Here is a 22826-nt window from a genome sequence, read left to right on the forward strand (position 1 = left end):
CGCCCGTGTCCGAGGCCTCGCACAAGCGCCTGCGTGAACGGTGGATCGCATGGGTCCTCGCGCAGCACCGCCTCGTGCTCGCGCTGGCGCTGGTCCTCACCGTCGTCTCCGTCTACATCGCGTCGCTGCTGCGCGTCGACAGCGACCTGCGCTCGCTGCTGCCCGAGGAGCACCCGGTCCTCGCCAGCATCGATCGCATCGAGACCTCGTTCGGCGCGCTCGGCAGCGTCAACGTCGTGCTCAAGGAGGGCTCGCCCGAGCAGCGCCACGCGCTCGCCGACGCGATCGCCGAGCGCGCGAGCAAGAGCCCGCTGGTGCGCGACGTCGAGTACCGCCTGCGCAGCGACTTCTTCGCCGAGCACGCGCTCTACTACTTGACCGACGCCGAGATGGAGGCGCTCGACGAGCACTTCCAGGCGTGGACGCACTACGAGCTGTGCCGCGCCGAGCCCGACGTGTGCCTCGACGAGCCTGACCCCGAGGCGCCCAAGGCCCTGCGCACGTTCATCCGCAGCAAGCAGGACGCGGCGCTGGCCCGCACCAGCTTCAAGGACTACTTCGAGCGCGACGACATCTCCGCGCTGGTGCTGCTGATCCACCCGACCCAGCCGTCGAGCGACCTCGACTTCGCCGAGGCGGTGTCGAACCAGGTCCGCGCCGACGTGGCCGAGGTGGTCAACCAGCCGGGCGCGGCGTGGGCCGACTCGGGCATCCACTACAGCGTCGTCGGCCCGTACACGATCAAGGCCGAGGAGCGCGAGACGATCCGCGGCGACATGCTGCGCAGCGGCGCGTTCGGGGTGCTCGGCGTCGTAGCGATCCTCTACCTGCTGTTCCGCTCGGGCCGCGCGGTGCTGACGCTGCTGGTGCCGCTGATCTGCGGCGTCACCTGGTCGATGGCCGTGACCCAGATCGTCCTCGGCCGGCTCAACGCGATCACCAGCCTGATCTCCACGGTCGTGGTCGGCATGGGCATCGACGCCGGCATCCACTTCCTCGTGCGCGTGCGCGAGGAGCAGGGCCGCGGCAGCGACCGCGAGGCGATCGCCCGCGCCTTCGCCAACGTGACCGGCCCGCTGCTGATCGCCTCGGCGACCACGCTCGGCGCGTTCGCGGTGATGGCGAGCTCGGTGTTCCCGGCGTTCCAGGAGTTCGGCCTGATCGCCGGCTTCGGCGTGGCGCTGTGCCTGCTGGCGATGCTCACGGTGTACCCGGCGATCCTCTGCCTCGTCGGCGTCAAGCGGGTCGGCGAGCCGCAGGCCGAGCAAGAGCGGCGCCCCGGCCTGCTCACGCGGGTGGTACTGGCGCGCCCGGGGCTGATGCTCGCGCTGGTGGCGGCGCTGACCGTCGGCGCGGCAGTGATGGCGCCCGAGGCCGAGTTCGAGAACTCGACGCGCGAGCTGCAGTCGGCCCGGACGCGGGCGCTCTACAAGCCCGAGGTGTTCCTCATCAGCAAGATCTTCGGCAAGGACATCCACGCCGGGGTGCTGGTGGTGTCGACGCTCGACCAGGCGCGGGCGGTGCTGACGCAGGCGCGCCAGGTGCAGGCCGACCGCCTGGCCGATGGGACAGGTACCGTCGTCGCAGAATTGCTCGGCGCGCCGGACCTCCTGCCCGACCCGTGGATCGATCCGGCCAAGCGCAAGGAGGCGATCGCGACGATGACCGCCGACATCCCCGAGCGCACGTGGAAGCGGCTCGAGGAGCGGGCGGCCGGCGGCGGCGAGGACGGCGAGGAGGGGCTCTCGCCCGAGGACGCGCGCCGGCTGCGGAACATGCTCAAGGCGGAGCCGGTGACGGTGGAGCGCCTGCCGCCGGCGATCCGCGACAAGGTGTACAGCCAGGACGGCCGCTTCGCGGTCTACGCCTACCCGAACTTCGACGCGGCCGACATCTCCATGGGCCTCAAGTTCATGGAGGAGACGGCCAAGTACACCGAGGGCGTCGAGGGCCTGCAGTCGGACGACGCGCTGTTCGTCGGCGAGACCACGGTCTACGCGCTGATGTACAAGCTGATGCAGTCCGAGGCGCCGACGGTGCTGGCGATGGCGCTGGTGCTGATCGCGGTGATCGTGGTGGCGCAGATCCGTTCGCTGTCGCGGACGCTGTGGACGCTGGCGCCGCTGCTGCTCGGGATGCTGTGGCTGGTCGGCCTGATGGCGGCGGCGGGCGTCCGCTTCACCCTGTTCAACATCCCGATCTTGCCGGCCATCCTCGGCATCGGCGTCGACAACGGGGTGTATCTGACCGACCGCATCCGCCACATGCGCCACGAGGCCGGCGGGATCGCCCACGCCCTCGGCGAGACCGGCGCGGCCATCGGCGCGGCCACTGCGACCACGGCGATGGGCTTCGGCGCGTTCTGCATCGCCGACTCCGGCGGCCTGCGCGGGATCGGGGTGCTCGCGGTGTTCGGCATCGGCATCGCGGCCGTGACCGCGATCCTGGTGCTGCCGAGCGTGGCCGCCATCGCCGCGCGGCGCAAGCGGTAGCGCGAGTGCGCTGAAGGACATGTCGCCGAGGACATGCCTCTAAGGGCATGTCGCCGAGGGCATGTCGCCAAGGGCATGTTATGAAAAGTATGGGGTCGCCGGTGTGAGCCGCGGCGTCCCGACCTCGCGGGAGGCGGTCGCATGGGCGGTGAATACGACCGCCCACGGACCACCTCGCGGAGGTCGGCCGGGCGAGCGGTGGCTGCGACCGCGAACAGGTTTCGCGGCCGCGACTTCGCGTCCCCGCGGGGGCCGGTCGCACGGGCGGTCTCTGCGACCCGAGCAGGTTCCGAGGCCGCGGCGTCGCGTCCTCGCGGGGATCGGTCGCCCGGGCGGTCACAGCGGCGCGAGTAGGGTCCGAGCCCGCGTTGTCACGCTCTTTCGGGAGTCGGTCGCATGCGCGGTCACTGCGACCAGCCAGTGGGGTCCGAGCCCCGCGTCGCGGCCTCGCGCGAGCTGCTAGCATGTGCCGGTGACGACGACCGGCGAGCGGGGGTCCGAGCTGCGCGGCGCGGTGGTGTTCGTCGCCGCGGTCGCCTTGCTGGCCGGGGCGCTCGCGCTGGTGCGGGCGCGGCTCGAGCCGCCGCCGCCGTTGGAAAAAAATGTCTCCGAGGACATGTTCTCGGCGACACGTGCGCTCGAGCGGCTGGAGCGGCTGATCGGCGACGACGCGCCGCACCCGGTCGGCTCGCCTGCGGCGGCGGCGTTGCGCGAGCGCATGCTGGCCGAGTTCGCGGCGCTGGGCGTACAGGCGGAGGTCCAGGAGGGCTTCGCCTGCGGGCCGCGCAGCGCCGGCTGCGGGCGGGTGTGGAACGTGGTCGCGGCGCTGCCGGGGCGCGAGGAGGGGCCGGCGCTGCTGGTCTCGGCGCACTACGACTCGGTCGCGGCCGGGCCCGGCGCCGGCGACGACGGCTCGGGCGTGGCCGCCTCGTTCGAGGTCGCGCGGGCCCTGCTCGCGGGTCCGCGGCCGCGCAACCCGGTCGTGTTCGTGCTGGTCGACGGCGAGGAGTCGGGCCTGCTCGGCGCGCAGGCGTTCGTCGACGCCCACCCGCGCGCCGCCTCGATCGGCGCGGTCATCAACCTCGACGCCGGCGGCACTCGCGGCGTCACCTCGCTGACGCGCACCACCGCGAACGACGACGGCCTGGTCGCCGCGATCGCCGAGGCCGTGCCGCGGCCGTACGGAGCCAGCGTGATCGGGGCCGTCTACGGCCTCACGCCCTACGACACCGACTTCACCGTCTACAAAAATGCGGGCTGGCCGGCGCTCGACTTCGGCTTCGGCGAGGACAAGGCCCACTACCACACCCCGCTCGATCGCCTGGCCAACCTCGACCCGGCGAGCGTGCAGCACCTCGGCGACACCGCGCTCGCGGCCGTGCGCGCGCTGGCCGGGGCCGATCTCGTCGCCCTGCCCGAGCGCTCGCGGGTCTACGTCGACGCGCTCGGGGCGAAGTTGTTGCACCTGCGGACGCTGTGGATCCCCGGGCTCGCCGCGCTCGCGCTGGGGCTGCTGGTCCCGGTCGCGCGTCGGCTCGCGCGCGAGGTCGGCGGCGCGCGCCGGACCTGGCTCGCGCGCGGGCTCGGCTTCGTCGCGCTGGTCGGCGGGCCGGCGGCGCTCGGGGCCGGGTTGATGGCGGCGATCGCCTGGCTCACCGCGGCCGAGGTCGCCGGCCACGCGGCCCCGCTGCCGGCCCGGGTCGCGCTGTGGACGAGCGTGCTCGCAACAGGCGGCGCGCTGGTCGGGCCGCTCGCGCGCGCCGACGCGGCCGCCCGCGCGTGGCTGTGGCTCGGGCCGTGGCTGTGGCTGGCGGCGATCGCCGCGGTCACCGCGGTCGCCCTGCCCGGCGCCAGCGTCGGCGTGCTGCCGCCCGCGCTGATCGCGGGGCTGCTGGCGTTTGGGGCATGTCGCATCGGCCATGACCCATCGGGCATGTCGTGGGGGACATGGCCTTCCGGACTGGTCGTGCTGCTCGGCCTGGCGTTGCCGGCGCTGATGTGGCTGCAGGCGGCGGTGCGGGTCGAGGCGGTGTTCGGCCTCGGGCCGGCGGCCGCCGGGGTGCTGGCGCTGCTGGCCTCGCTGCTGGCGCCGCTGTGGCTCGGCCTCGGGCGCCTGCGCAGGCCGCTCGTGCTGGCGCTCGCGCTCGTCGGCGCCGGGGCCACGGCGATCGCCGTCACCTCGCCCGCGTACACCGACGCGCGGCCGCGGCGCCTGAGCCTGCTGTATCACCTCGACGCCGACAGCGGCGCGGGGCGGTGGATCGTCGGCGCGGACGCGCCGCTGCCGACCGCGCTGCAGGCGGCCGCAGCCTTCGCTCCGGCCGGGCCCGCGTTCGCCTGGGACACCGACGAGTCGCCCAGCTTCGTCGCGCCGGCCGGGTCGCCGCCGCCCGAGCTCGCGCCGCCGGTCGTCGAGCCGGTGCCGGACCCCGAGCCGCCGCCGAGCTCGGGTCGGCGGGTGGTCGTGCGCGTGCGGTCGGCCCGCGGCGCGCGCGTGATGGCGATGTTCGTGCCCGAGGCCGCGGGGCTGCGCGCGGTGGCCATGAACGGGGTCGCCTTGCCGCCGTATCCGGAGCATCGGCGCAAGTACGTCGCCGGCGGTGAGGTCTACGGGATCGTCGCGCCGCCGCCGGAGGGCGTGGTGGTGACGCTCGAGCTGGACCGTGAAGCCCCGGTCGAGGCTGTTGTTTGGGACCTGTCGGAAGGGATTCCCGCGGCGGGCGACGCGCTGAAGGCGGCGCGCCCGACCTGGGCCGTGCCCTCGCACGGTGGCGACCGGACCATGCTGTCGCGCCGGATCTCGCTGTGACGACCCGCGCGCAGTTCCGTCCACATGGTCGCAGATGTCACGCGTCGACCGAGGCTCCCGCGGCACTCGGACCTGCATCGCACTGCGGCGGAGGCCGCGGGCCCGAGGCCGGCAGCGGGGCGGGCTCGAACGGCGCTCCGGGCTGCGCGTCTGCCGGGTCGCGTCGGCGAGCTCACCCGCGGCGCGAAGCTGCCCGAAATTGTCGTCCTCCGCACGTCCGGCGGCGACGCTCCGCGACATTTGCTATGGTGAACCGGAAGGCGGCTGGCCGCGCGAGCGACGGGCCGTGACAACTCTTCACGACGGACTACTCTGGCGCTCTCATGAATCGTCTCCGGCCCACGAAGGGGCGCCGGCCCCTCGGCACCGCGCGTCGCCTGCGCCCCGACCTCGCTCGTGAGGGCGGGCTGGAGGCCGACCGCGAGGCCTCGGAGTCGCAAGCGTTGGCGCGGCGCGGCGTCGGCTGGGACCAGTCGGCGGCGCTCGAGACGACCCCGTTCCGCGAGACCGACCCGCTCGATTCGCCGCTGTCGGCGCGGATCTTGAGCCTGCTGTCCGACCCGCGGATCGACTTCCTCACGGTGGCCTCGGCCGCCGACGCGCTCGGTTCGCCGCGACAGGACGTGGAGAACGCGCTCGAGGCGATGCGCCAGGCCGGCCTGCTGGTGGCGATCGGCGGCGGCTCGGTGGTCCGCTACGGGGTCACGCCGGAGACGAAGGGCGAGCTCGAGGCCGAGTTCCGCGCGGCCGCGCAGGAGCTCGGCGAGCACGCGCTGCTGGCTCGCCTGTCCACAGAGACAGCTCTGGTGCCGTTCGAGGACGAGGAGCCGCGCCTGCCCGCGACCGCCGGCCTGCTCAGCCTGTTCCTCCCCGGCACCGGCCAGCTGCTCAACGGCGACATCGGCCGCGCCTCGCTGGTGTTCGCGGTGTGGAGCCTCGCGTGGATCACCCACCTCTCGCCGGTGTGGACGTTCGTGTGCCTGTACGCCGGCGCCGAGGCGTTCTTGACCGCGAAGATCCGCAGCATGGAGCGCAAGCTGGCCGAGGACAACCACGCGCTCCCGCCGGGCGCCGCCGGGCCGAAGAAGCTGCCGTCGCCGCGCCCGACCTGACGCGCATGCCTTTTAAAGCATGCGCGAAGGGACATGCTCTCGAGCGCATGTCCGTTCAGGCATGTCTCTCGTGACAGATGAGGGATACGCAGCCCCCGGCTGGCGTCTCCGAGACGAGCGAACCCCGACTCCGTGCGCGGCGACCGAATCTGGCGTGATGGACACGCGGGCCCGTCCGAGCCGCGCCGCGGCTGACGCCTGAGCAGGCTCTGCGCATCGCGACTCGGCCGGCTCAGCCGTCCCGGGTCGCTCGCGGAGAGCGTCTGGCCTTTCGGACAGGCGCCTCAGCCGTGGTCGACCGGGCCCGGCGACACGCCCCGCGCGCGGCTCGGCAGGGTCAGCGGCACGTAGGGCAGGCGCTGGTCGGCGGTGAGCTCGGCGGGGGCGTGCAGCCAGCGGTAGCTGAGCCAACGCTCGAGCACCGACTGCGTGTAGGCGCGGGTCTCGTCGTAGGGGATGGCCTCGATGAAGAGGTCGAAGTCCCAGTCCTTGCGCTTCTCGAGCCACTTGTCGACCGCGCCGGCGCCGGCGTTGTAGCTGGGGATCGCCAGCGGCACCGCGGCATCGTCGCCGCCGTAGCGACGCACGAGGTTGCCGAGGTAGAGCGTGCCGAGGTCGAGGTTGAGCGACGGGTCGTAGAGGCGGGCCTCGTCGAAGCCGTCGACGCCGGCCTGGCGCGCGAGGTCCTTCGCGGTGGCCGGCATCAGCTGCACGAGGCCGCGGGCGCCGGCCCACGACGTCACGCCGGGCTCGAAGCGGCTCTCGGTCTGCATGATGGCGAAGGTCAAAAACCACGGGACCTGATGCGCGCCCTCGCCGGCGCGCACGAGGTCGGAGAACGCGAGCGGGTGGGCGATCGTCCACAGCTCGCGGTTGGCGGCGGCCGGCGGGCTCTGCCGCCAGGTGCTGCCGAGCGCGCCGAGCAGCCGCTGCGACTCGCCGTAGAGGCCGGCCTGGGCCAGCACCGCGGCCGCGGGCCAGCCGTCGATCTTGGCGTCGCTGAGCTCCTCGCGGGCCTCGTCGCCGAGGCCGAGGCGGGCCAGCAGGAGCGCGCGCTCGGCCGCCGGGGTGGCCGGCAGATCGAGGCGCACGGCCGCCTGATCGGCCGACTTCGACAGCGCCGCGACCCCGCGCGCCAGCGGCTCGTCGCCGGCCTCGCGCAGGCGTGACATGGCCTGAAGACCAGGATAGCTGAGCGGCGCGGTGGCGATGACGTCGAGCCAGGCGGCCACGGCATCGTCGGCGCGGCCGAGGCGGTGCAGGCCGCGGCCGCGGAAGTAGTGCAGCTTGGCGCGCTCGCGCAGGTCGAGGCCCTTCTGCGTCAGGCCGTCGTCGGCCAGCTGGAGCGCGTCGGCCGGGCGGTCCTGCGTCAGCGCCAGCACCAGCAGGCGGCGCCGCGCTTCGAAGGCCATGTCGCCGCCGCCGAAGTCGGCCAGCATGCGCTCGTAGGCCTGGCGCTCGCGCGGCTTGTCGCCCTTCTCGGCCCACGACTCGCCGGCCAGCAGCAGCGAGTCGTCGGCGTAGCTGTGGTCGGGGAACTCGTCGGCGACCGCGGAGAACTGCTTGGCCGCGCGCTCGTACTCGCCCTCGGCGTAGCGGCCGCGGCCGGCCTGGTAGAGGGCCTTGACGAGGGTGTCCTTGCGGCCAGGTCCGGACTTGCGGCACGCCGCCGCCGACGACTCGAACACCGGGCGCGACTTGGCCCGCTTGCGCTGCTTGAAGATCGCCGTGCCCTTGAGGAACAGCGCCTCGCAGCGGTCGGCGTCGGGGGGCTGCAGCGCGAGGAACTCGTCGACGTCGCGGATGACCCCGGCGTAGCGGCTGCGCGCCAGCTGGTCGCGGATCTTCGCCAGCTGGCGCTGGCGCACGGCGTCGCGGTCCTCGGTGAAGCTGCGCCGCAGGCCGACCTTCTGCGCCAGCGCCGGCAGCCGCTCCTCGGCCTCGGTGCCGTAGTCCGACAGCGGCACGTCGAGCAACAACTTCTCGTAGAGATCGATCGCCTCGCGCAGCTCCTCCGGCGCCTCGCCCTCGGCCAGCAGCCGGGCCCGCTTGGCCCGCACCTCGTGGCGCCGCGCGGACTCGGGGAACTTGGCGAGGAAGGCGGCGTACTGCGAAAGCGCGCCGGCCCGATCATTGGTACGGGCCTTGGCGTCGGCGCCGGTGATCGTCGCGGCCGGCTCGATCGCGGTGCCGGCCGCGGCTTCGACCAGCCCGGCGAGCGGCGCCTTGGCCTTGTCGGGCATGCCGGCGTCGAGCCACGCCTGAGCCTCGAGCAGGCGCAGGCGCGGGGCGACCGTGGCCAGCCCCGGCGCGGTGCGAGCCTCGGCCAGGCGCGCGGCGCCCTCGGCGAACCGTTGCGCCCGCAGGTCCTCGAGCGCGCGCAGCCACAACGCCGCGCCGCGGTCGTCGGCCGCGAGCGCGCCGTCCTGCAGCACCTCGTCGAGCAGCTTGATCGCAGCCGGGAAGTTCTGGCGCTCGCGCGCGAGGATCGCGTCGCGGCCGGGCCCGCTGGAGAACCTAGCTTGCGCTCGGGCTCGGCGACCGGCGCCGGCTCCTTCTTCTTGTCGGGCTCGCCGTCGGACTTGCCGAGGTCGCCGGTGAACAGCGGCGGCGTCGACTCGCCCCGACATGCCCCAAAGGACAGGCTCATCAGCACGAGCAAGGCGACCGGGCCGCGAATCGATGGGCGTTGCATCACCTGCTCCTTAGACCAGCCGGGTCGGCTCGTTCTCGGGGTCGTAGATCTCGACGCGGTCGCCGCCGGCGCGGCGGGCGATCATCAGCGCCGACTCGGCGGCCTTGATCAGCGCCTCGGCGGTCGGCTCGTGCAGCAGCGCCAGGTCGGCGACCCCGAGCGAGAGGGTCAGGCGCGTCGGCTCGGCCGCGGGCAGCTCGCGCGCCGCGATCGTCTCGCGCAGCCGTCGGGCCGCTCGCGAGGCGCGCATGGCGTCGACGTCGCGGCAGAGGAACGCGAAGTCCTCGTCGCCGAGGCGGGCCAGCAGGTCGTCGCTGCGGGTGCTCTCGACGATCGTCAGGCACATGGTGCGCAGGACATGGTCGGCCGCGGCGTCGCCGACGGCCGCGCGCACGTCCTCGAAGCGGTCGAACTCGAAGCGGACCAGCGCCAGCGGCTTGCCGTGGCGCAGGGCGACGGCGACGTCGCTCTCGAGGCGGTTGAGGAAGTACCCGCGGGCGAACAGGCCGGTGAGGCGGTCGCGCAGCGTCGACTCGTACAGCTCGCGCTGCTGGTCGTCGTCGGTGTCCTCGTGAAAGGTGAAGCGGAGCACGCTGGCGGCTCCGAGCTGGATCTTGTCGCCCTCGCGCAGCGGATGGCGGTCGACGCGGTCGCCGTTGGCGAACGTGCCGTTGGTCGAGCCCGCGTCGGAGAGGTAGTACACGCCCTTGTCGACGGATACGGCCGCGTGGGTGCGGGAGATTCCCTCGTCGTTGATCCGCACCGTCGCGGTCAGCCCGCGGCCGATGGTGGTGTACGCGGGGTCGAGCTCGAACATCTCGCCCATGCGGTCGCCCGCGAGCACGACGACGAACGCCCTCCGCGGTCCCTCCTTGTCGGAGGGGCGGTCGGGGGGCTGAAAACGTCCGGGCGCGGCGGCCACTCGCCGGCATCGTAGGGCCGGGGTCCCCCGTGGGGCAACAAATTGGGCCTCCCGCGCCGGGGCGCCCGCAGCGCGCGCTCGCGGCCTTGCGCGAGCCGGTCCGCCGACTCATACTCGTGATTCGCCGCTGCGCCCGTCGCTGCGACGAAGGTCCAACCACTCACGGGGGTGTCAGGTTTCGACGGGGGTACTGAACGTGACGGATCGCGTGCCGGGGCTGCCTACTCAGCCACGTAAAAATGAGTGGGAATCATAGCTGCCAACGACAACAGCTACGGCCAGATGGCCCTCGCGGCGTAAGAACCCGCGACATCCCCGCCCGAGAGGCTCCGATAGGAACGGGGGTGTGATTACCGGAGCTAGCGTGAGCGCCTCGCCCCGAGCGCACACGTGAAATGAGGGGATCGCACCGGAGAGGGCCTGCCGTGGGCATGCTCCGGGGCTAAATCAAATACAGCGGCTACGCACGTAGTGGTCCCACCGGATGGCTCGCGGACCCGGGTTCAATTCCCGGCGCCTCCACTCGGCCGGACTCGGCAACCAGAGTCCGGCCACCCCTCTTCGCACGGTGACGAGCAAGGTCTCGTCGACCTGCCGCCTCGCTGGCAGGCCGCCCTCCACGGCAGCCTGAGCGAGGCGTAACTTTCTTCGCACGGTGACGAGCAAGGTCTCGTCGACCTGCCGCCTCGCTGGCAGGCCGCCCTCCACGGCAGCCTGAGCGAGGCGTAGTTTCTCTGCACGGCGACGAGCGAGGTCTCGTCGACCTTGCCGCCTCGCTGGCAGACCGCCCTCAACGGCAGCCTGAGCGGGGCGTAACTTTTAACGTTCGGCTCTCTCCGAGCCCGGCCGTGTCCTGCTTGCCGCGAGCGGCCGCCGTGAGCGGCATGCTCGAACCGGCCTCGTGGGTTCGTCTTCGCGCCCTCGCTGCCCGCGCACTCGTGCTTTTTAGATTCCGTCGATGCAGTCGGCCACGGCGAACAGCGCCTGGTCGCCGGCGTCATCGGGGTCGAAGCAGGCCTCGTCCACGCTCTGGGCGGCCGCCGGCAGGGCGGCGATCCGGCGAAAACCCTGGCCGGGGCGCAGCCGCGGCGAGCGGAGCAGGTACACGCGGCCGCGCGAGACGTAGAAGACCCGGCGATCGTCGGCATAAAAACCGTCGCGGACGCGCACCAGCGCGAAGTCGTCGCCGTACACGTGCATCTCGAGCGTCGCGCCTGGCGCAGGGCGGGCCGCCGCCCGTGTCTCCGGGGTCATGAAGGTCGCGAAGTCCAGTTGCTCCCAGGCCTCGTAAGCACGCATCGATCCGCCTCCGACTCCAGAGGCCATTTAACAGCCTCCGCCGCCGCGGCCGTCAAGCGCCATCGCCGGCCAGCCCGCGAGCCGGTCGATCCGGAGCTGTGGAGCGGCGCTGTGGACAAGCCCGAAAACGCCTGCAGAGCCGCCGCAACGCCAGCTCCCCGGCGACTCGGGGGTGCTGTGGACGCGGCGTGAGCCGACCGCTCGCGCGCCCGCGCATGAGCTCGCCGCCTGCGCGCCCGTACAGCACCGCCTGCGCGCAGCCGCGCAGCCGCCATGCCCTCGAGGACATGCTTTTTAAAACATGTGCCATCGGGCATGCCCTTCGGAGCATGCCCTTCGGGTCAGCCGAGCTCGACGCGCACCGTCGAGATCATCCGGCGCAGCGCGCGGGCCACCACGTCGGTGTCGGGGTGGCGGAGGATCGCGTAGCCCTCGCCCTCGTACGACTCCGCGCGCGGCTGACCGATCTGCGGCAGCTTGACGTCGACCACCAGCTCGCCGAGCTCGCGCTGCGCCTCGGCCACGCCGTGCAGCGCGACCACGCGGGCGCCCGGGCGGGTCTTGCCCTGGCCGCGGAAGAACGCCACCCCGGCGGCGTACTTGCGCGGCGGCGCCTCCCACTGCTCGAACACGATCAGCCGGGCCCAGCGCTCGTAGAAATCGACGCCGTGGGCGTACGAGTTGAGGCTGACGATCTGGGCCCCCGGCGGGCGCGCGCCGACCTCGGAGATCGCCACCGGCGGGCCGCCCGGGCGGTCGCGGCGGAACCACTCCATGTGCGACAGGCCGGTGCCCATCCCGAGCGCCTGCAGGGCCGCCAGCGCGTGCGGGCGCGCGAGCCGGGTGTCCTCGGTCTCCTCCTCGCGCGGCATCAGCACGGTCCACTGGATCCACGGGTTCTCGAGCACGTGCAGCGGCGGCGGGTCGTACAGCGTCGACGAGAACCACACCGGCTTGCCCTGGATCGTCACCGTCTCGAACGAGCGCTCGCGGCCGGTGACGAACTCCTCGGCCACCGCCGGGCGCTCGGGCGACGGGCGCAGCGCCGCCAGGGCCTGGTGCAGCGTCTCGGCGTCGGTGACGCGGAAGGTGCCCTTGGCCGCGGCCGCGTCCGGCGGCTTCAGGATCAGCGGGTAGCCGACGTCGAGCGCGAACGTCCAGCCCTCGCCGGCCGAGGTGATCCGGCGGTGGCGCGCGCACGGGACCCCGGCCCGCTGCAGCACGTCCTTCATGCGCGCCTTGTCGCGGAAGTTGCGCGAGGCCTCCTCGCCCATGCCCTCGATGCCGAGGCGGTCGCGCAGCTGGCCGAGCTGGACCTGCAGCTGCTCGAGCGTGCCGATCAGGCGGTCGACGCCGCCGAGGCGCTTCGCCACCGCCTTGACCCCCGCCTCGAGGTGGTCGACATCGAGCGCGTCGGCGACCCGCTCGTAGGCCGCCAGCCGGCGCCGCAGATCGGGCGCGAGCTTCTCGATCGGCTCCTGCGAGATCAGCCCCAGGCGCACGTTCGGCAGCGCCGCGACGGCGTAGACGAAGCGCATCGTCACCGGGAGGTGGAAGGGCGCGATGAAGATGACGGCGGGCATGATTCGGATGTCTCTTCGCGCAGGTCCCTTCGCACAGGAACCTGCGGACAGGTGCTCAAGAGTGATCGGCGAGGTACTTGGGCAGCATCTCGCGCCAGGTCGGCCAGTCGTGGTCGTGGTCCTGGCCCCACAGGTCGACGCGGTTGGGCACGCCGCGGCGGCCGAGCACGCTGGCCATCTCCCACGAGTTGCCGGGGCGGTCCCAGCGGCCCTCGCCGACGGCGAGGATCGCCAGGCGCGAGCGCAGGCGGGTCAGCTGCGGGCCCTCGGGCAGCGTCGGGACGAAGTGGATCGGCGAGAAGTAGTGGAAGTCGAGCGTGTGCACGCCGTCCATCCAGCCGGTCAGGTTGTAGGTGCCGCTCATGCCGATCGCCAGCGCGAACGCGTCGGGGTGGCGGGTCAGCGAGGCCACCGCGTTGAGCGCCCCGATCGACGCGCCGGCCGTGACGATCTCGATGTCGGGCGTGCGGCAGTCGGTGCGGATCGCCGGCACCAGCTCTCGGCGACGAACGCGTCGTACTGGTTCTGCAGCCACGCCTTCTGCTGCGGCGAGCGGTCGTCGCGGATCCAGTTCTTCCCCGCCGTACTGTCGGGCGAGTAGACCTTGATCCGCCCGGCGTCGATGAGCGGCGAGAGGGCGCGGATCATCAGCATCCGCTCGCACTCCTCGCAGTCGCCCCCGGCCGTCGGGAACAGCAGCACCGGGCGGCCGTAGCTGCCCCAGCGAGCGAACGAGACCTCCTGACGGAGGCGCGACGAGTACCAGGTCGAGCGCGTCTTATCCATGGCCATGGCTGAGGGGGCGCCGCGAGGCGGGCCGGACGACCGGCGCCGGCCCCTCTTCGCGGGGCCGGACGAACCGGTTCTTGAGGACATGTCCTTCGGCACAGACTAGTTCTTGACCTTCTTGCCCTTGCCGCCCTTCGGCGGGGCGGCCGGCTTGACCGGCGCGAACGCGGCCGGCTCGGGCTCGGGCGCGGCGACCTCGGCCGCCGGCGCCTTCTCGGCCGCGACCGCAGGCTCGGCCTTCGCGGGCTCAGGCGTCGTCACCTCGGGCGTGCTGACGGCCTCGGGCGTCGTCACCACCTCGGGCGTGCTGACGGCCTCGGGCGTCGTCACCACCTCGGCCGCTGCCGCTGCTGCCTGCTCCTTGGCCGAGTTCATGCGGTCGGCCTCACACTTGCGCCAGAACTGGATCAGGCCGAAGAAGTGGTCGGTGAACATCTCCACTTCGTGGGCCGGGAACAGCGCGGCGACCTTCTGGCGCACGAAGCCCTTGGCCATGTCGGTGCCGAAGAACTCCCACGTCACCTCGTCGAGGTGCGACAGGTGCTTGGCGACGAACTCCTGGAAGCGGTCGTGCTCCATCCGCTCGCGGGCGATCTTGGCGTAGCCGGCCAGGCGCTCGCGGTACGGCAGGTCCTTCTTGGCGATCTCGAAGAACGGCGCCCAGTCGAGGTTGAGCGCCTTCTTGCGCCCGGTGGCCGCGCAGAACAGCGACCAGCGGACCATGTTCTTGACCAGCTCGGGGAAGTGGAAGTGCAGCGACGTGACCTGGAAGTCGGGGCACGCGTTGGCGAAGTCGATCGGGTAGAAGGTGCCCTCCTTCCGCAGCGACTCGCACGAGTTGAACTCCCAGCCGAAGAACGCGTTGATGGTGAGGCAGGTGTCCTGGAGGACGCTCCACTCCTCGCCGTCGACGAAGAAGAAGTCGACCTTGTAGCGGTCGTGCAGCGGGGCGTCGGGGTCGTAGCGGACGATGTGGACCTGCGGGCCGATGCCGATCGCGCGCACGAACAGGTCGAACGGGTCGACCGCGCGCTGCAGGTGCATCACCCGCCGGCCGCTCTGCTCGTAGGCCTTGAGCAACTGCTGGGTGTTGTTGATCTTGGTGACCCCGACCCACGCGCCGCCGTCGTAGGGCTTCATGAACAGCGGGTAGCCGAGCTTCTCGCCGATCTCAGCCAGCTCGAACTTCCGCCCGTAGCGCTCGAGGGTCGGATAGATGTCGGGGTTGTCGGGCGAGACCTCGCGCGGCGGCACCATCCACGTGTCGGGGATCGGCATGCCGAGGGCCATCATCGCCGAGTAGGTCGTGTGCTTCTCCATCGACTGGAGCGACCACGGATTGTTGAGGACGTACAGGCCGTCCATCACCACGGCCTTCTTGATCCACTCGCGGCTGGTGTGGAACCAGTGCGTCAGGCGATCGAGGACGATGTCGTAGCGGACCGGCTGGCGTAGGTTGAACGGCTCGACGCTGACGCGCTCGACGTGGAACTTGATCGCGTCCTCGCCGGAGGGGATGTTCAGATCGAGACGCTTGACGATCTCTTCGTAGCAAGCGGGCCAGCACAGGTCGGCCCCGAGAGACAATCCGATGTTCTTGGTGATGTTGGCCATGTCGGCGCCTCCTACGGCAGCCGCGACTCTTGCCAATTCGCCCCAGTTTGCAAGGGCCGCCGCCCGCGCCGCCCCTCACTCGTAAACCATCCACAGCGGCCCCGGGAACAGCCACGAGAGCCCGCTCCGCAGGCGATCGCGCCAGTTCTCCCAGTTGTGACCGTCGCGCGCCTCCTCGTACTTGACCTCCATGCCGGTCGATTGGAGGAGCGGCACCAGCGACCGATTCTCGTAGATCAGGCTCTCGTAGGTGCCGCAGCTCAAATAGACCTTGTCGCTCGGCTTGCCCGGGCTCTCGCGGAAGGCGTTGACGAACTCGACGACCCTGGCGAACACCGGTCCGCGCTTGCTCTCGCCGATGTCGGTAAACGCAAAGCTCCCCGATTGCAGGAGCAGCCGCCCGAACGTGCCCGGATAGCGCCACGCGGTCGAGGAGGGAGGCGACGCCGCCGAAGCTCGCGCCCATCAGGCAGCGCGCCGCGGGCGCCGCGTACAGCGGATAACGGCTCTCCATGAACGGGAGCAGGTGCTCGGCGATGAAGGCGGCGTGCAGGGGGTTGTTGGGGTATTCGCCGATCCGGTCGCCGGGGTGGGTGACCGCGGCCACCAGCGGCGCGACCTCGAGGCGGTGGATCAGGTTGTCGAGCACCGTCTTCAGCGCCGCGTAGCGCATGTAGTCGCCGCCGTCGTGGACGATCAACAGCGGGTAGCGGCGGCTCTCGCGGAAGCGGGCCGGCAGGTAGATGCTGACCCGCTGGGTCCCGAGCGGCGTGTTCTCGAGCTGGGTCTCGACCATCGTCCCGGGCCTGGCCTCGGGGTCATGTTCGGTCCAACCAGGGGTCTTGTAGCCCTGGCCGTGGGCCACCGAATTGGCGCCGAAAGGGTCGTGCGCGAGGTTGGGGTTGAAGGGGTCGCGGATCCACGTGCCCACGCCGCCGAGGATCACCTCGAGCTTGTACTCGACGCGCGACTGCGGCGGCAGCTCGAGCGTGTGGTACCAAAAGTCGCTGTTCCCGACCCGCGTGAACGGCTGCGACGAGCCGAGCCCGAACACCCAGTGGCGCAGGTTCACCTGGTCGCCCGGGCCGCGGTACACGAACGTCGCGTTGCGGCCCTCGATCAGCGGGAACGAGTGCGTCTTCAGGAACTTGTCGATCGCCGCCGCGTCGACCGGGCCGTGCGCGAGGAGGCTCTGGATCGCCAGCTTCATGGGCGGGTTCAGACGGGTGTTCATGGCCGGCATCAGTGCAGCGCCACCAGGTGGCCGTCGGTGCGAAGCTGGAACGTGTTGGCCCCGGCGCTCCAGCGCGGACCCTCGAAGTGGATGAAGCAGCGCTCGTCGAGCGCCACGCAGGTGGCCGGCGCGAACCGGCGGGCGAACACCGTGATGCGCCCCGGATCCTGCAGGTTGAGCCGCCGGCGCGCGTGCGGCAGCGGGACCACGCCCGGGAACAGCCCGAGCCCGCCTTCTAGGACCTCGGCGTTGCCGCGGCCCTGCGGCGGGCTGTCGTGGAACAGCACGATCCGGCTGGCCACCACCATGGCCCCGGCCGACCAGGCGATGATCGGCAGGTCGGCGAGGCGCGGGCCGAGGTCGAACAGCCGCAGGCGATTATAAAGGACGGCGACGTGCCCGCCGGCGATCGCCACCCCGGCGCAGTCGGCCAGGATCGCCTCGATCTCCTTCAACTGCTTCACCACCGCCGGCCGCTCCAGCGGCTTCACCTTGCGGTCGAAGTCCTTCTGGATGTGCTGCGTCTTGGCCACGTGGTGGGCGTCGAGCAGGCGGATCGCCTGGACCGCCTCCTCCAACTCGGACTCGATCAGGTCGCGCGGCGCTTGAGCCTGCTGGACCCGCCGCGCCGCCTTGAGGTGGCTGGCGAGCCGCAGGCGGTAGAGGTCCTGCAGCTGGCGCAGGCGGTCCTGCTTGGCCCGGTGGGCCGCGAACAGCTCGGGATCTTCGCGGAAGGCCGTCTCGGCCCGCGCGTGCAGCATCAGATTGACGGCCCGGTTGCCGAGGGCGGCGCACAGCTCCTGGTCCTCGGCCTCACGCTCCTGCCAACCCGCCGTGACGGCGGCGATCTGGCCGTCGATGCCGAGCATGTCGGCGGCCTTGTCGACGATTTGGTGGTGGCGCTGGGGGCCGAGGAGCACGCCGCGCGTCATGGAGTTGTTCTCCTGCGCAGGCCCGTGGTAAGGCGCTCGAGGGGCCCCTGCGCGTCGACCCGTCCGACGCAATCGGCGGCCCGGAGGGGTACAATCTCGTCATGCATGTCCTGTTCGTCGCCCCGCACTTTCCCTCTTACCAGAGGCATTTTGTCCGCGCCATGCATTCGGTCGGCGCCCGTGTGACCGGGATCGGCGAGGCGCATCCATCGCAGCTCGATGATGAACTGAAGAGCTGGCTGCACGGCTACGAGCAGGTGCCCTCGGTCGTCGACGAGGGCGCGCTGTACGACGCGGTGCGGCGCTGCCAGAAGCGCGAGTGGGTCGACCGACTCGAGTGCACCATCGAGGCCCACATCATCACCACCGCCAAGGTGCGTGAAGCGACGAAGATCCCCGGGCCCTCGGTGCAGTCGGCGATGCTGTGCCGCGACAAGCCGATGATGAAGGAGTTCTTGCGCAAGCACGACATCCCGTGCGCGCAGTCGACCGGCGTCGACACGATCGAAGAAGGCCTCGCGTTCGCCCGCCGGGTCGGGTTCCCGCTGATCGTCAAGCCGCGGGCCGGCGCCGGCGCCTCCGGCACCACCCGCGTCGACGAGGAGCAGCACCTCGTGCAGACCCTCCGCGAGATGAACGTCGGCCGCGGCGCCTCGGTCGCGCTCGAGGAGTTCATCGAGGGTCACGAGGGCTTCTACGACACGCTCTCGATCGACGGCCGCCCGGTGTACGAGTTCGTCTCGCACTACTACCCCAACGTCCTCGACGCGATGCGCAACCGGTGGATCACGCCCTACATCGTGTCCACCAACCGCATCGACGCCTCCGGCTACGACGAGCTCAAGGCGATGGGCCGCAAGGTGATCGAGGTGATGGACCTCGGCACCACCGCGACCCACATGGAGTGGTTCGTCGGGCCGAAGGGCCTCAAGTTCTCGGAGATCGGCTCGCGTCCGCCGGGCGTCGGTCAGTGGGACGTCTACGCCGACGGCAACGACATCGACATCTACCGCGAGTGGGCCAACGCGGTCGTGCACGGTCGCGTCGAGCGGCGGCCGTCGCGGCGGTTCGCCAGCGGCATCATCGCCCTGCGGCCCGACCGCGACGGACGGATCCGCGGCTACGAGGGCATCGACGAGGTCCAGCGCCGCTTCGGCCAGTACATCTGCCGCGCCCACCTGCCGCCCGCCGGCTGGCCGACTCAGCCGATCGAGGCCGGCTACATGGCCAACGCCTGGATTCAGATGCGTCACCCCGACTACGACACGATGCGCGAGATCTTCGAGATCATCGGCCGCACCGTGAAGGTCCGCGCCGGTTGAGGAGCCAGTCCATGAAGGTTCTCTTCATCTCCCCCCACTACCCCGAAGAGATGCAAGACTTCACCCGCGGCCTCGCCGAGGTCGGGGCGCAGGTCTACGGCGTCGGCGAGCTGCCGAAGGGCGCGCTGCCGGCGAAGGTCCAGCGGCACCTCCGCGACTACTTGCAGATCCCCAGCCTCTTCGACGAGGACGCCGCGGTCCGCCACATCGTCGAGGCGGCCCGGCGGATCCGCCCCGACCGCGTCGAGTGCCTGTGGGAGCCCTGCGTCGTGCTCGCCGCGCGCGTGCGCCAGGAGCTCGGCATGCCCGGCATGAGCCCCGACGTCGCCATCGGCTTCCGCGACAAGCCGATCATGAAGCAGCGGCTGTTCGAGGCCGACCTCCGCGTGCCGCGGTTCGCCCGCGTCCGCACCGCCCGCGAGGCGTTCGAAGCCGCCTACGCGATCGGCTACCCCGTGTGCGTCAAGCCGGTCGCCGGCGCCGGCTCGGCCGACACCTACCGCGTCGGCGACGACGCCGAGCTGCGCGCGGTCCTCGGCGCCGTCGAGCGCCACCCCGAGATCAACCTCGAGGAGTACATCGAGGGCGAGGAGTTCACCTACGACACCGTCTGCATCGACGGCGAGCCGGTGTTCGAGAGCGTCGCCCAGTACTTCCCGAAGCCGATGGAGGGCCGCAACAACGAGTGGATCACGCCGGCCCAGGTCGTCTTCCGCGACCCGTACCAGCCGGCGCTGATGCCCGGCATCGAGCTCGGGCGCAAGGTGATCAAGGCGCTCGGCATGACGACCGGCTTCACCCACATGGAGTGGTACAAGAAGCCCAACGGCGAGGCCGTGTTCGGCGAGATCGCCGCTCGCTCGCCCGGCGGCAAGCTCGTCGACCAGATGAACTTCGCCAACGACTTCGACCTCTACCGCGAGACCGCCCGCGCGATCTGCTGGAAGAGCTTCGAGGCCAAGCCGCAGCGCCGCTACCACGTCGCCGCGCTGTTCAAGCGGGCCATGGGCCAGGGCAAGATCCGCCGCATCGAGGGCCTCGAGCAGATCAAGCAGCGCCTGGGGCCGAGCCTGGTCGTCACCGACCTGCTGCCGGTCGGCAGCAACCGCCGCGACTGGCGCCAGACCCTGCTGTCCGACGGCTTCATGATCCTGCGCCACCCGGACTTCCGCACCTGCATGGACATGATGCGCTTCGCCATCTCGACCCTGCGGATCCACGCCAGCTGACACGCCAGCTGACACGCCAGCTGACACGCCAGCTGACGGTCGCTCCGGGCAGAGAACAAAGGGACATGTCCTTCCGGACATGTCCCTTTTCACATGCACGAATGAGCATGTCCTCTCAGACATGCCCCTTGCGTCGGCTCAGTCGGCCTTGACGCCGGCCGCGGCCGCGTGGGCGCGGTCGCGGACCCACTTGGAGATCGCCCGCAGCGGCTCGGCCCTGTCGCCGAGCGGGGCGGCGATCGCGTCGCACTCGCCGACCAGCTCGTCGACGCGGGCCAGCGCCTGCGTGCGCAGGGCCTTCTGGTCGTCGTCGAGGACGTCGTCGGCGTGCTGGAACGCGATGCCGAACTTGAGGCCCCACGTCTCGAGCGAGCGCACCGTGTCGGCGTCGGCGCCGGCGTAGAGGGCCCCGAGCGCGCCGGCGGCCGCGTAGAGCGCCCCGGTCTTGAGCGCGTGGACCTGCTCGAGCGCGGTGAGGTCGTGGGCGTCCTGCCCGAGGGCCAGGTCGAGCGCCTGCCCGCCGACCATGCCGTCGACGCCGGAGTGGTGGGCGAGGACGCGGGCGGCTGCGACCAGGTTGGCGGGCGGCACGCCGTCGGCCCCGCGCATCAGCGCCATGAAGGCCTGGCTGAGCAGCGCGTCGCCGATGAGGATCCCGCCGGCGTGGCCGAACGCGACGTGGACGGTCGGCTGGCCGCGGCGCTCGAGGTCGTTGTCCATCGCCGGCAGGTCGTCGTGCACGAGCGAGTAGGCGTGGACCATCTCCAGCGCGCAGCAGGCCGGCAGCGCGGCCTCGGCGGTGCCGCCGACGGCCTCGCAGGCGGCGATGATCACCAGCGGTCGCATGCGCTTGCCGCCCTGCAGCACCGCGTAGCGCATGCCTTCCTTGAGGCGGCCGGGGTCGCCGGCGCCGGCCTCGGGCAGCGCGCGCACGATGGCCTCGTCGACCAGCCGGCGGCGCTCGCCGAGGTAAGCGTTGAGCTCAAAGTTTTCGTCATCGTCGTCACTCTCTTCCGCTTCGCCGGCCCCGGGGAACGGCACCGCCTCGTCGCGGCCCTCGAGGAGGACCTCGACCCGCTGTTCGACCGCGTCGAGCAGGGACGTGCCGCGCCGCGCGAGTCGCACGCCGTCTTCGAAGCGCTGCAAGGCCGTCTCGAGCGGGAGGTCCCCGGCCTCGAGCTCGGCGACCACACGCTCGAGGCTGGCGAGCACCTGATCGATGGCGGGGCCGTCGCGCGCCGGCTCCGCCGCGGGGTCGGCGGGTTTCCCGGCGGCGGGGCGCTTGGATGGGTTCGGTTTGCCCGGGGACGCCATGCGGCCGCGGAGTATACGGGCCGGAGATCCGCCCTCGCAACGCTTGCCGCGGCGGCTTTGCCGCGATAGGTTTCCTGCCGATGCACGACCGTCGGCATTCCGCGGAGCCCGACATCGAGAGCTTGATGGGGCAGTTCCACGCCTACCTCAGCAAGAAGCAGCTCAAGTCGACCCGCCAGCGCGACCTCATCGCCCAGAAATTCTTCGCCGCTCACGGCCACATCAGCATCGAGGAGCTGCTCAACCTGAGCCGCGCCGAGAACCCGCGGATCGGCTACGCGACCGTCTACCGGACCTTGAAGCTGCTCGCCGAGTGCGGCCTCGCGGCCCAGCGCCGCTTCGGCGACGGCCAGACGATGTACGAGACCGCCGGCGACACCGAGCACCACGACCACCTGATCTGCATCGAGTGCCAGCACGTGCTCGAGTTCCAGAACGACGACATCGAACACGAGCAGGAGCGGGTCGCCCGCAGCTTCGGGTTCAGCCTGGTCCGCCACCGGCTCGAGCTCTACGGCCTTTGCCCCAGAGCGCGTGGGATCAAGGGCGGGTGGTGCCCGAACGAAGAGCAGCGCAAGCTCAGCGACTGACGTAAGCTTTTGTGCTCCGCGTCACCATGCCCGAAGCCGATCTCCAGGTCCTGCTGCAACAGCTCGCCGCGCTCGCCGCCGTCGCCCTGGCCGCGGGCTGGCTCACTGCGCGCTGGCTGATCCGCCGCCGGGCCGACTGCGGCGGCTCGTGTGCCCGCTGCGAGGGCGCGAGCGCGTGCGAGAAGGCTGGTGGGACAGCCCCGCCCGGGCCCGGGCCGAGCTCCACTTCGCCCCGCGGCGTGCGTGTACCCGCCCTCCGCGTCATGCAGTCCGGGCCCGGTTCGGCCGCTCACCCGGGAAATCTGCCCGGGCCCCCCGCCGTCTGACCCGGCACATCGGAGCCTCTCACCCATGCGCAAAGCCTCGCGTCCTCTCCTCCTCGTCTCCCTCGCCCTCGCCCTGGGCGCCTGCGCCGGCGGTTACTCCGGCAGGTTCAAGGGCAACGGCACCGGCGCGCGCGTGCCGGCCTCGCAGGTCAAGACCGTCGCCTCCAAGGAGGCCCTCGGCGACACCGCGTACACCCAGCTCGGCACCGCCATCGGCAAGGCTCCCACCGCGCAGGAGGCCGTCGACCTGGCCAAGCAGCACTGCGGCATGAACGGCGGCAACCTGCTGATCCTCAACACCGAGCCCTATCAGTCCGGCAGCCGCTACATCGCCGACGCCGCCTGCGGCACCGACGGCACGGCCCCCAAGACCGCCAACACCTCCGGCAAGGGCAAGCCCGCCCGCTGAGCCGGCCCGCCGGGCGCCCGCGAGCCGGGCGCTCGGACGTCCACGCGTGTCCCCCGAGGACCTGCCCCAGGAGACATGTCTCCGGGCGCATGCTCGCCTGGACATGTCCCCGGGCGCATGCCCGTCCAGACATGTCCGTCAGAGCATGTCCTCTC

17 protein-coding genes, 1 other RNA gene and 1 pseudogene are annotated in these 22826 nt (G+C 71.6%); 9 read left to right on the plus strand and 10 right to left on the minus strand.

All coding sequences use genetic code 11. From position 1 onward, the window contains the following. Positions 1–5: 5 nt before the first annotated feature. The 3 genes from OV079_RS36625 to OV079_RS36635 all read left to right on the plus strand — a co-directional run bounded on the left by OV079_RS36625 (position 6) and on the right by OV079_RS36635 (position 6413). Positions 6–2492 (plus strand): efflux RND transporter permease subunit, encoded by a 2487-nt coding sequence (locus OV079_RS36625; protein ID WP_267774182.1) that lies wholly within the window; start codon positions 6–8, stop codon positions 2490–2492. Between the two features lie 472 nt (positions 2493–2964). Continuing rightward, the gene (locus OV079_RS36630) at positions 2965–5301 is read left to right on the plus strand and encodes a M20/M25/M40 family metallo-hydrolase (protein ID WP_267774183.1); all 2337 of its coding nucleotides are present in this window, start codon (positions 2965–2967) and stop codon (positions 5299–5301) included. 323 nt (positions 5302–5624) lie between these two features. Then, complete coding sequence (locus tag OV079_RS36635; RefSeq protein WP_267774185.1) at positions 5625–6413, plus strand: helix-turn-helix domain-containing protein; 789 nt, start codon at positions 5625–5627, stop codon at positions 6411–6413. 284 nt (positions 6414–6697) lie between these two features. Here the strand turns inward: OV079_RS36635 and OV079_RS36640 are convergent, their stop codons facing one another. Together OV079_RS36640 and OV079_RS36645 are read right to left on the minus strand one after the other, a co-directional pair. Next, complete coding sequence (locus OV079_RS36640; RefSeq protein WP_267774187.1) at positions 6698–9043, minus strand: lytic transglycosylase domain-containing protein; 2346 nt, start codon at positions 9041–9043, stop codon at positions 6698–6700. A 75-nt stretch (positions 9044–9118) separates the two neighbouring features. Continuing rightward, positions 9119–10030 carry a diguanylate cyclase domain-containing protein gene (locus OV079_RS36645; RefSeq protein WP_267774189.1) on the minus strand — a complete coding sequence of 304 codons (912 nt, stop codon included), beginning with the start codon at positions 10028–10030 and terminating at the stop codon, positions 9119–9121. 164 nt (positions 10031–10194) lie between these two features. Between OV079_RS36645 and ssrA the strand changes: the two genes are divergently transcribed. Further along, positions 10195–10555, plus strand: a transfer-messenger RNA (tmRNA) gene (gene ssrA, locus OV079_RS36650). Between the two features lie 420 nt (positions 10556–10975). Here ssrA and OV079_RS36655 read toward each other — a convergent pair. From OV079_RS36655 to OV079_RS36680, 7 genes and pseudogenes are all read right to left on the minus strand, one after another. Beyond that, positions 10976–11329 (minus strand): hypothetical protein, encoded by a 354-nt coding sequence (locus OV079_RS36655; protein WP_267774191.1) that lies wholly within the window; start codon positions 11327–11329, stop codon positions 10976–10978. A 341-nt stretch (positions 11330–11670) separates the two neighbouring features. Then, entirely contained in the window at positions 11671–12912 is a 1242-nt protein-coding gene (locus OV079_RS36660; protein ID WP_267774193.1) for an ATP-grasp domain-containing protein, read from the minus strand. A gap of 55 nt (positions 12913–12967) precedes the next feature. After that, positions 12968–13576, minus strand: coding sequence for an alpha/beta hydrolase-fold protein (locus OV079_RS36665; protein ID WP_338088980.1), 609 nt, complete (start codon positions 13574–13576; stop codon positions 12968–12970). A gap of 227 nt (positions 13577–13803) precedes the next feature. Further along, complete coding sequence (locus OV079_RS36670) at positions 13804–15315, minus strand: ATP-grasp domain-containing protein (RefSeq protein ID WP_267774196.1); 1512 nt, start codon at positions 15313–15315, stop codon at positions 13804–13806. A 75-nt stretch (positions 15316–15390) separates the two neighbouring features. Beyond that, positions 15391–15651, minus strand: a complete 261-nt coding sequence (locus tag OV079_RS36675; protein WP_267774198.1) for an alpha/beta hydrolase — start codon at positions 15649–15651, stop codon at positions 15391–15393. A gap of 154 nt (positions 15652–15805) precedes the next feature. Continuing rightward, positions 15806–16558: pseudogene (locus OV079_RS59210) on the minus strand (alpha/beta hydrolase); the annotation flags it as partial. After that, the gene (locus OV079_RS36680; RefSeq protein WP_267742411.1) at positions 16558–17481 is read right to left on the minus strand and encodes a Type 1 glutamine amidotransferase-like domain-containing protein; all 924 of its coding nucleotides are present in this window, start codon (positions 17479–17481) and stop codon (positions 16558–16560) included. The gene OV079_RS36680 and the pseudogene OV079_RS59210, both read right to left, overlap by 1 nt. Positions 17482–17642: 161 nt before the next feature. Between OV079_RS36680 and OV079_RS36685 the strand changes: the two genes are divergently transcribed. Both OV079_RS36685 and OV079_RS36690 read left to right on the plus strand, forming a co-directional pair. Further along, positions 17643–18803 carry an ATP-grasp domain-containing protein gene (locus tag OV079_RS36685; protein WP_267774200.1) on the plus strand — a complete coding sequence of 387 codons (1161 nt, stop codon included), beginning with the start codon at positions 17643–17645 and terminating at the stop codon, positions 18801–18803. 11 nt (positions 18804–18814) lie between these two features. After that, complete coding sequence (locus tag OV079_RS36690; RefSeq protein ID WP_267774202.1) at positions 18815–20032, plus strand: ATP-grasp domain-containing protein; 1218 nt, start codon at positions 18815–18817, stop codon at positions 20030–20032. 138 nt (positions 20033–20170) lie between these two features. Here the strand turns inward: OV079_RS36690 and xseB are convergent, their stop codons facing one another. Then, positions 20171–21346, minus strand: coding sequence for an exodeoxyribonuclease VII small subunit (xseB, locus tag OV079_RS59215; protein ID WP_420829445.1), 1176 nt, complete (start codon positions 21344–21346; stop codon positions 20171–20173). Between the two features lie 80 nt (positions 21347–21426). On the opposite strand from xseB, the gene OV079_RS36705 reads away from it, so the two are divergent. The 3 genes from OV079_RS36705 to OV079_RS36715 are packed head-to-tail and all read left to right on the plus strand — an operon-like array spanning position 21427 to position 22671. Next, positions 21427–21936, plus strand: coding sequence for a Fur family transcriptional regulator (locus OV079_RS36705; RefSeq protein ID WP_267774204.1), 510 nt, complete (start codon positions 21427–21429; stop codon positions 21934–21936). 26 nt (positions 21937–21962) lie between these two features. Further along, the gene (locus OV079_RS36710; protein WP_267774206.1) at positions 21963–22262 is read left to right on the plus strand and encodes a hypothetical protein; all 300 of its coding nucleotides are present in this window, start codon (positions 21963–21965) and stop codon (positions 22260–22262) included. A gap of 25 nt (positions 22263–22287) precedes the next feature. Further along, positions 22288–22671, plus strand: a complete 384-nt coding sequence (locus OV079_RS36715) for a hypothetical protein (RefSeq protein ID WP_267774207.1) — start codon at positions 22288–22290, stop codon at positions 22669–22671. Positions 22672–22826 lie beyond the last annotated feature (155 nt).

The sequence above is a fragment of the Nannocystis pusilla genome, assembly GCF_026626665.1.
In the GTDB taxonomy this organism is placed as follows: domain Bacteria; phylum Myxococcota_A; class Polyangia; order Nannocystales; family Nannocystaceae; genus Nannocystis; species Nannocystis pusilla.

Coding starts and splice junctions, on each gene's coding strand:
- OV079_RS36710 (WP_267774206.1), top strand. CDS start 21,963: ATGCCCGAAGCCGATCTCCAGGTCCTGCTGCAACAGCTCGCCGCGCTC.
- OV079_RS36670 (WP_267774196.1), bottom strand. CDS start 15,315: ATGGCCAACATCACCAAGAACATCGGATTGTCTCTCGGGGCCGACCTG.
- OV079_RS36715 (WP_267774207.1), top strand. CDS start 22,288: ATGCGCAAAGCCTCGCGTCCTCTCCTCCTCGTCTCCCTCGCCCTCGCC.
- OV079_RS36680 (WP_267742411.1), bottom strand. CDS start 17,481: ATGACGCGCGGCGTGCTCCTCGGCCCCCAGCGCCACCACCAAATCGTC.
- OV079_RS36660 (WP_267774193.1), bottom strand. CDS start 12,912: ATGCCCGCCGTCATCTTCATCGCGCCCTTCCACCTCCCGGTGACGATG.
- OV079_RS36635 (WP_267774185.1), top strand. CDS start 5,625: ATGAATCGTCTCCGGCCCACGAAGGGGCGCCGGCCCCTCGGCACCGCG.
- xseB (WP_420829445.1), bottom strand. CDS start 21,346: ATGGCGTCCCCGGGCAAACCGAACCCATCCAAGCGCCCCGCCGCCGGG.
- OV079_RS36640 (WP_267774187.1), bottom strand. CDS start 9,043: ATGTCGGGGCGAGTCGACGCCGCCGCTGTTCACCGGCGACCTCGGCAA.
- OV079_RS36705 (WP_267774204.1), top strand. CDS start 21,427: ATGCACGACCGTCGGCATTCCGCGGAGCCCGACATCGAGAGCTTGATG.
- OV079_RS36655 (WP_267774191.1), bottom strand. CDS start 11,329: ATGCGTGCTTACGAGGCCTGGGAGCAACTGGACTTCGCGACCTTCATG.
- OV079_RS36690 (WP_267774202.1), top strand. CDS start 18,815: ATGAAGGTTCTCTTCATCTCCCCCCACTACCCCGAAGAGATGCAAGAC.
- OV079_RS36685 (WP_267774200.1), top strand. CDS start 17,643: ATGCATTCGGTCGGCGCCCGTGTGACCGGGATCGGCGAGGCGCATCCA.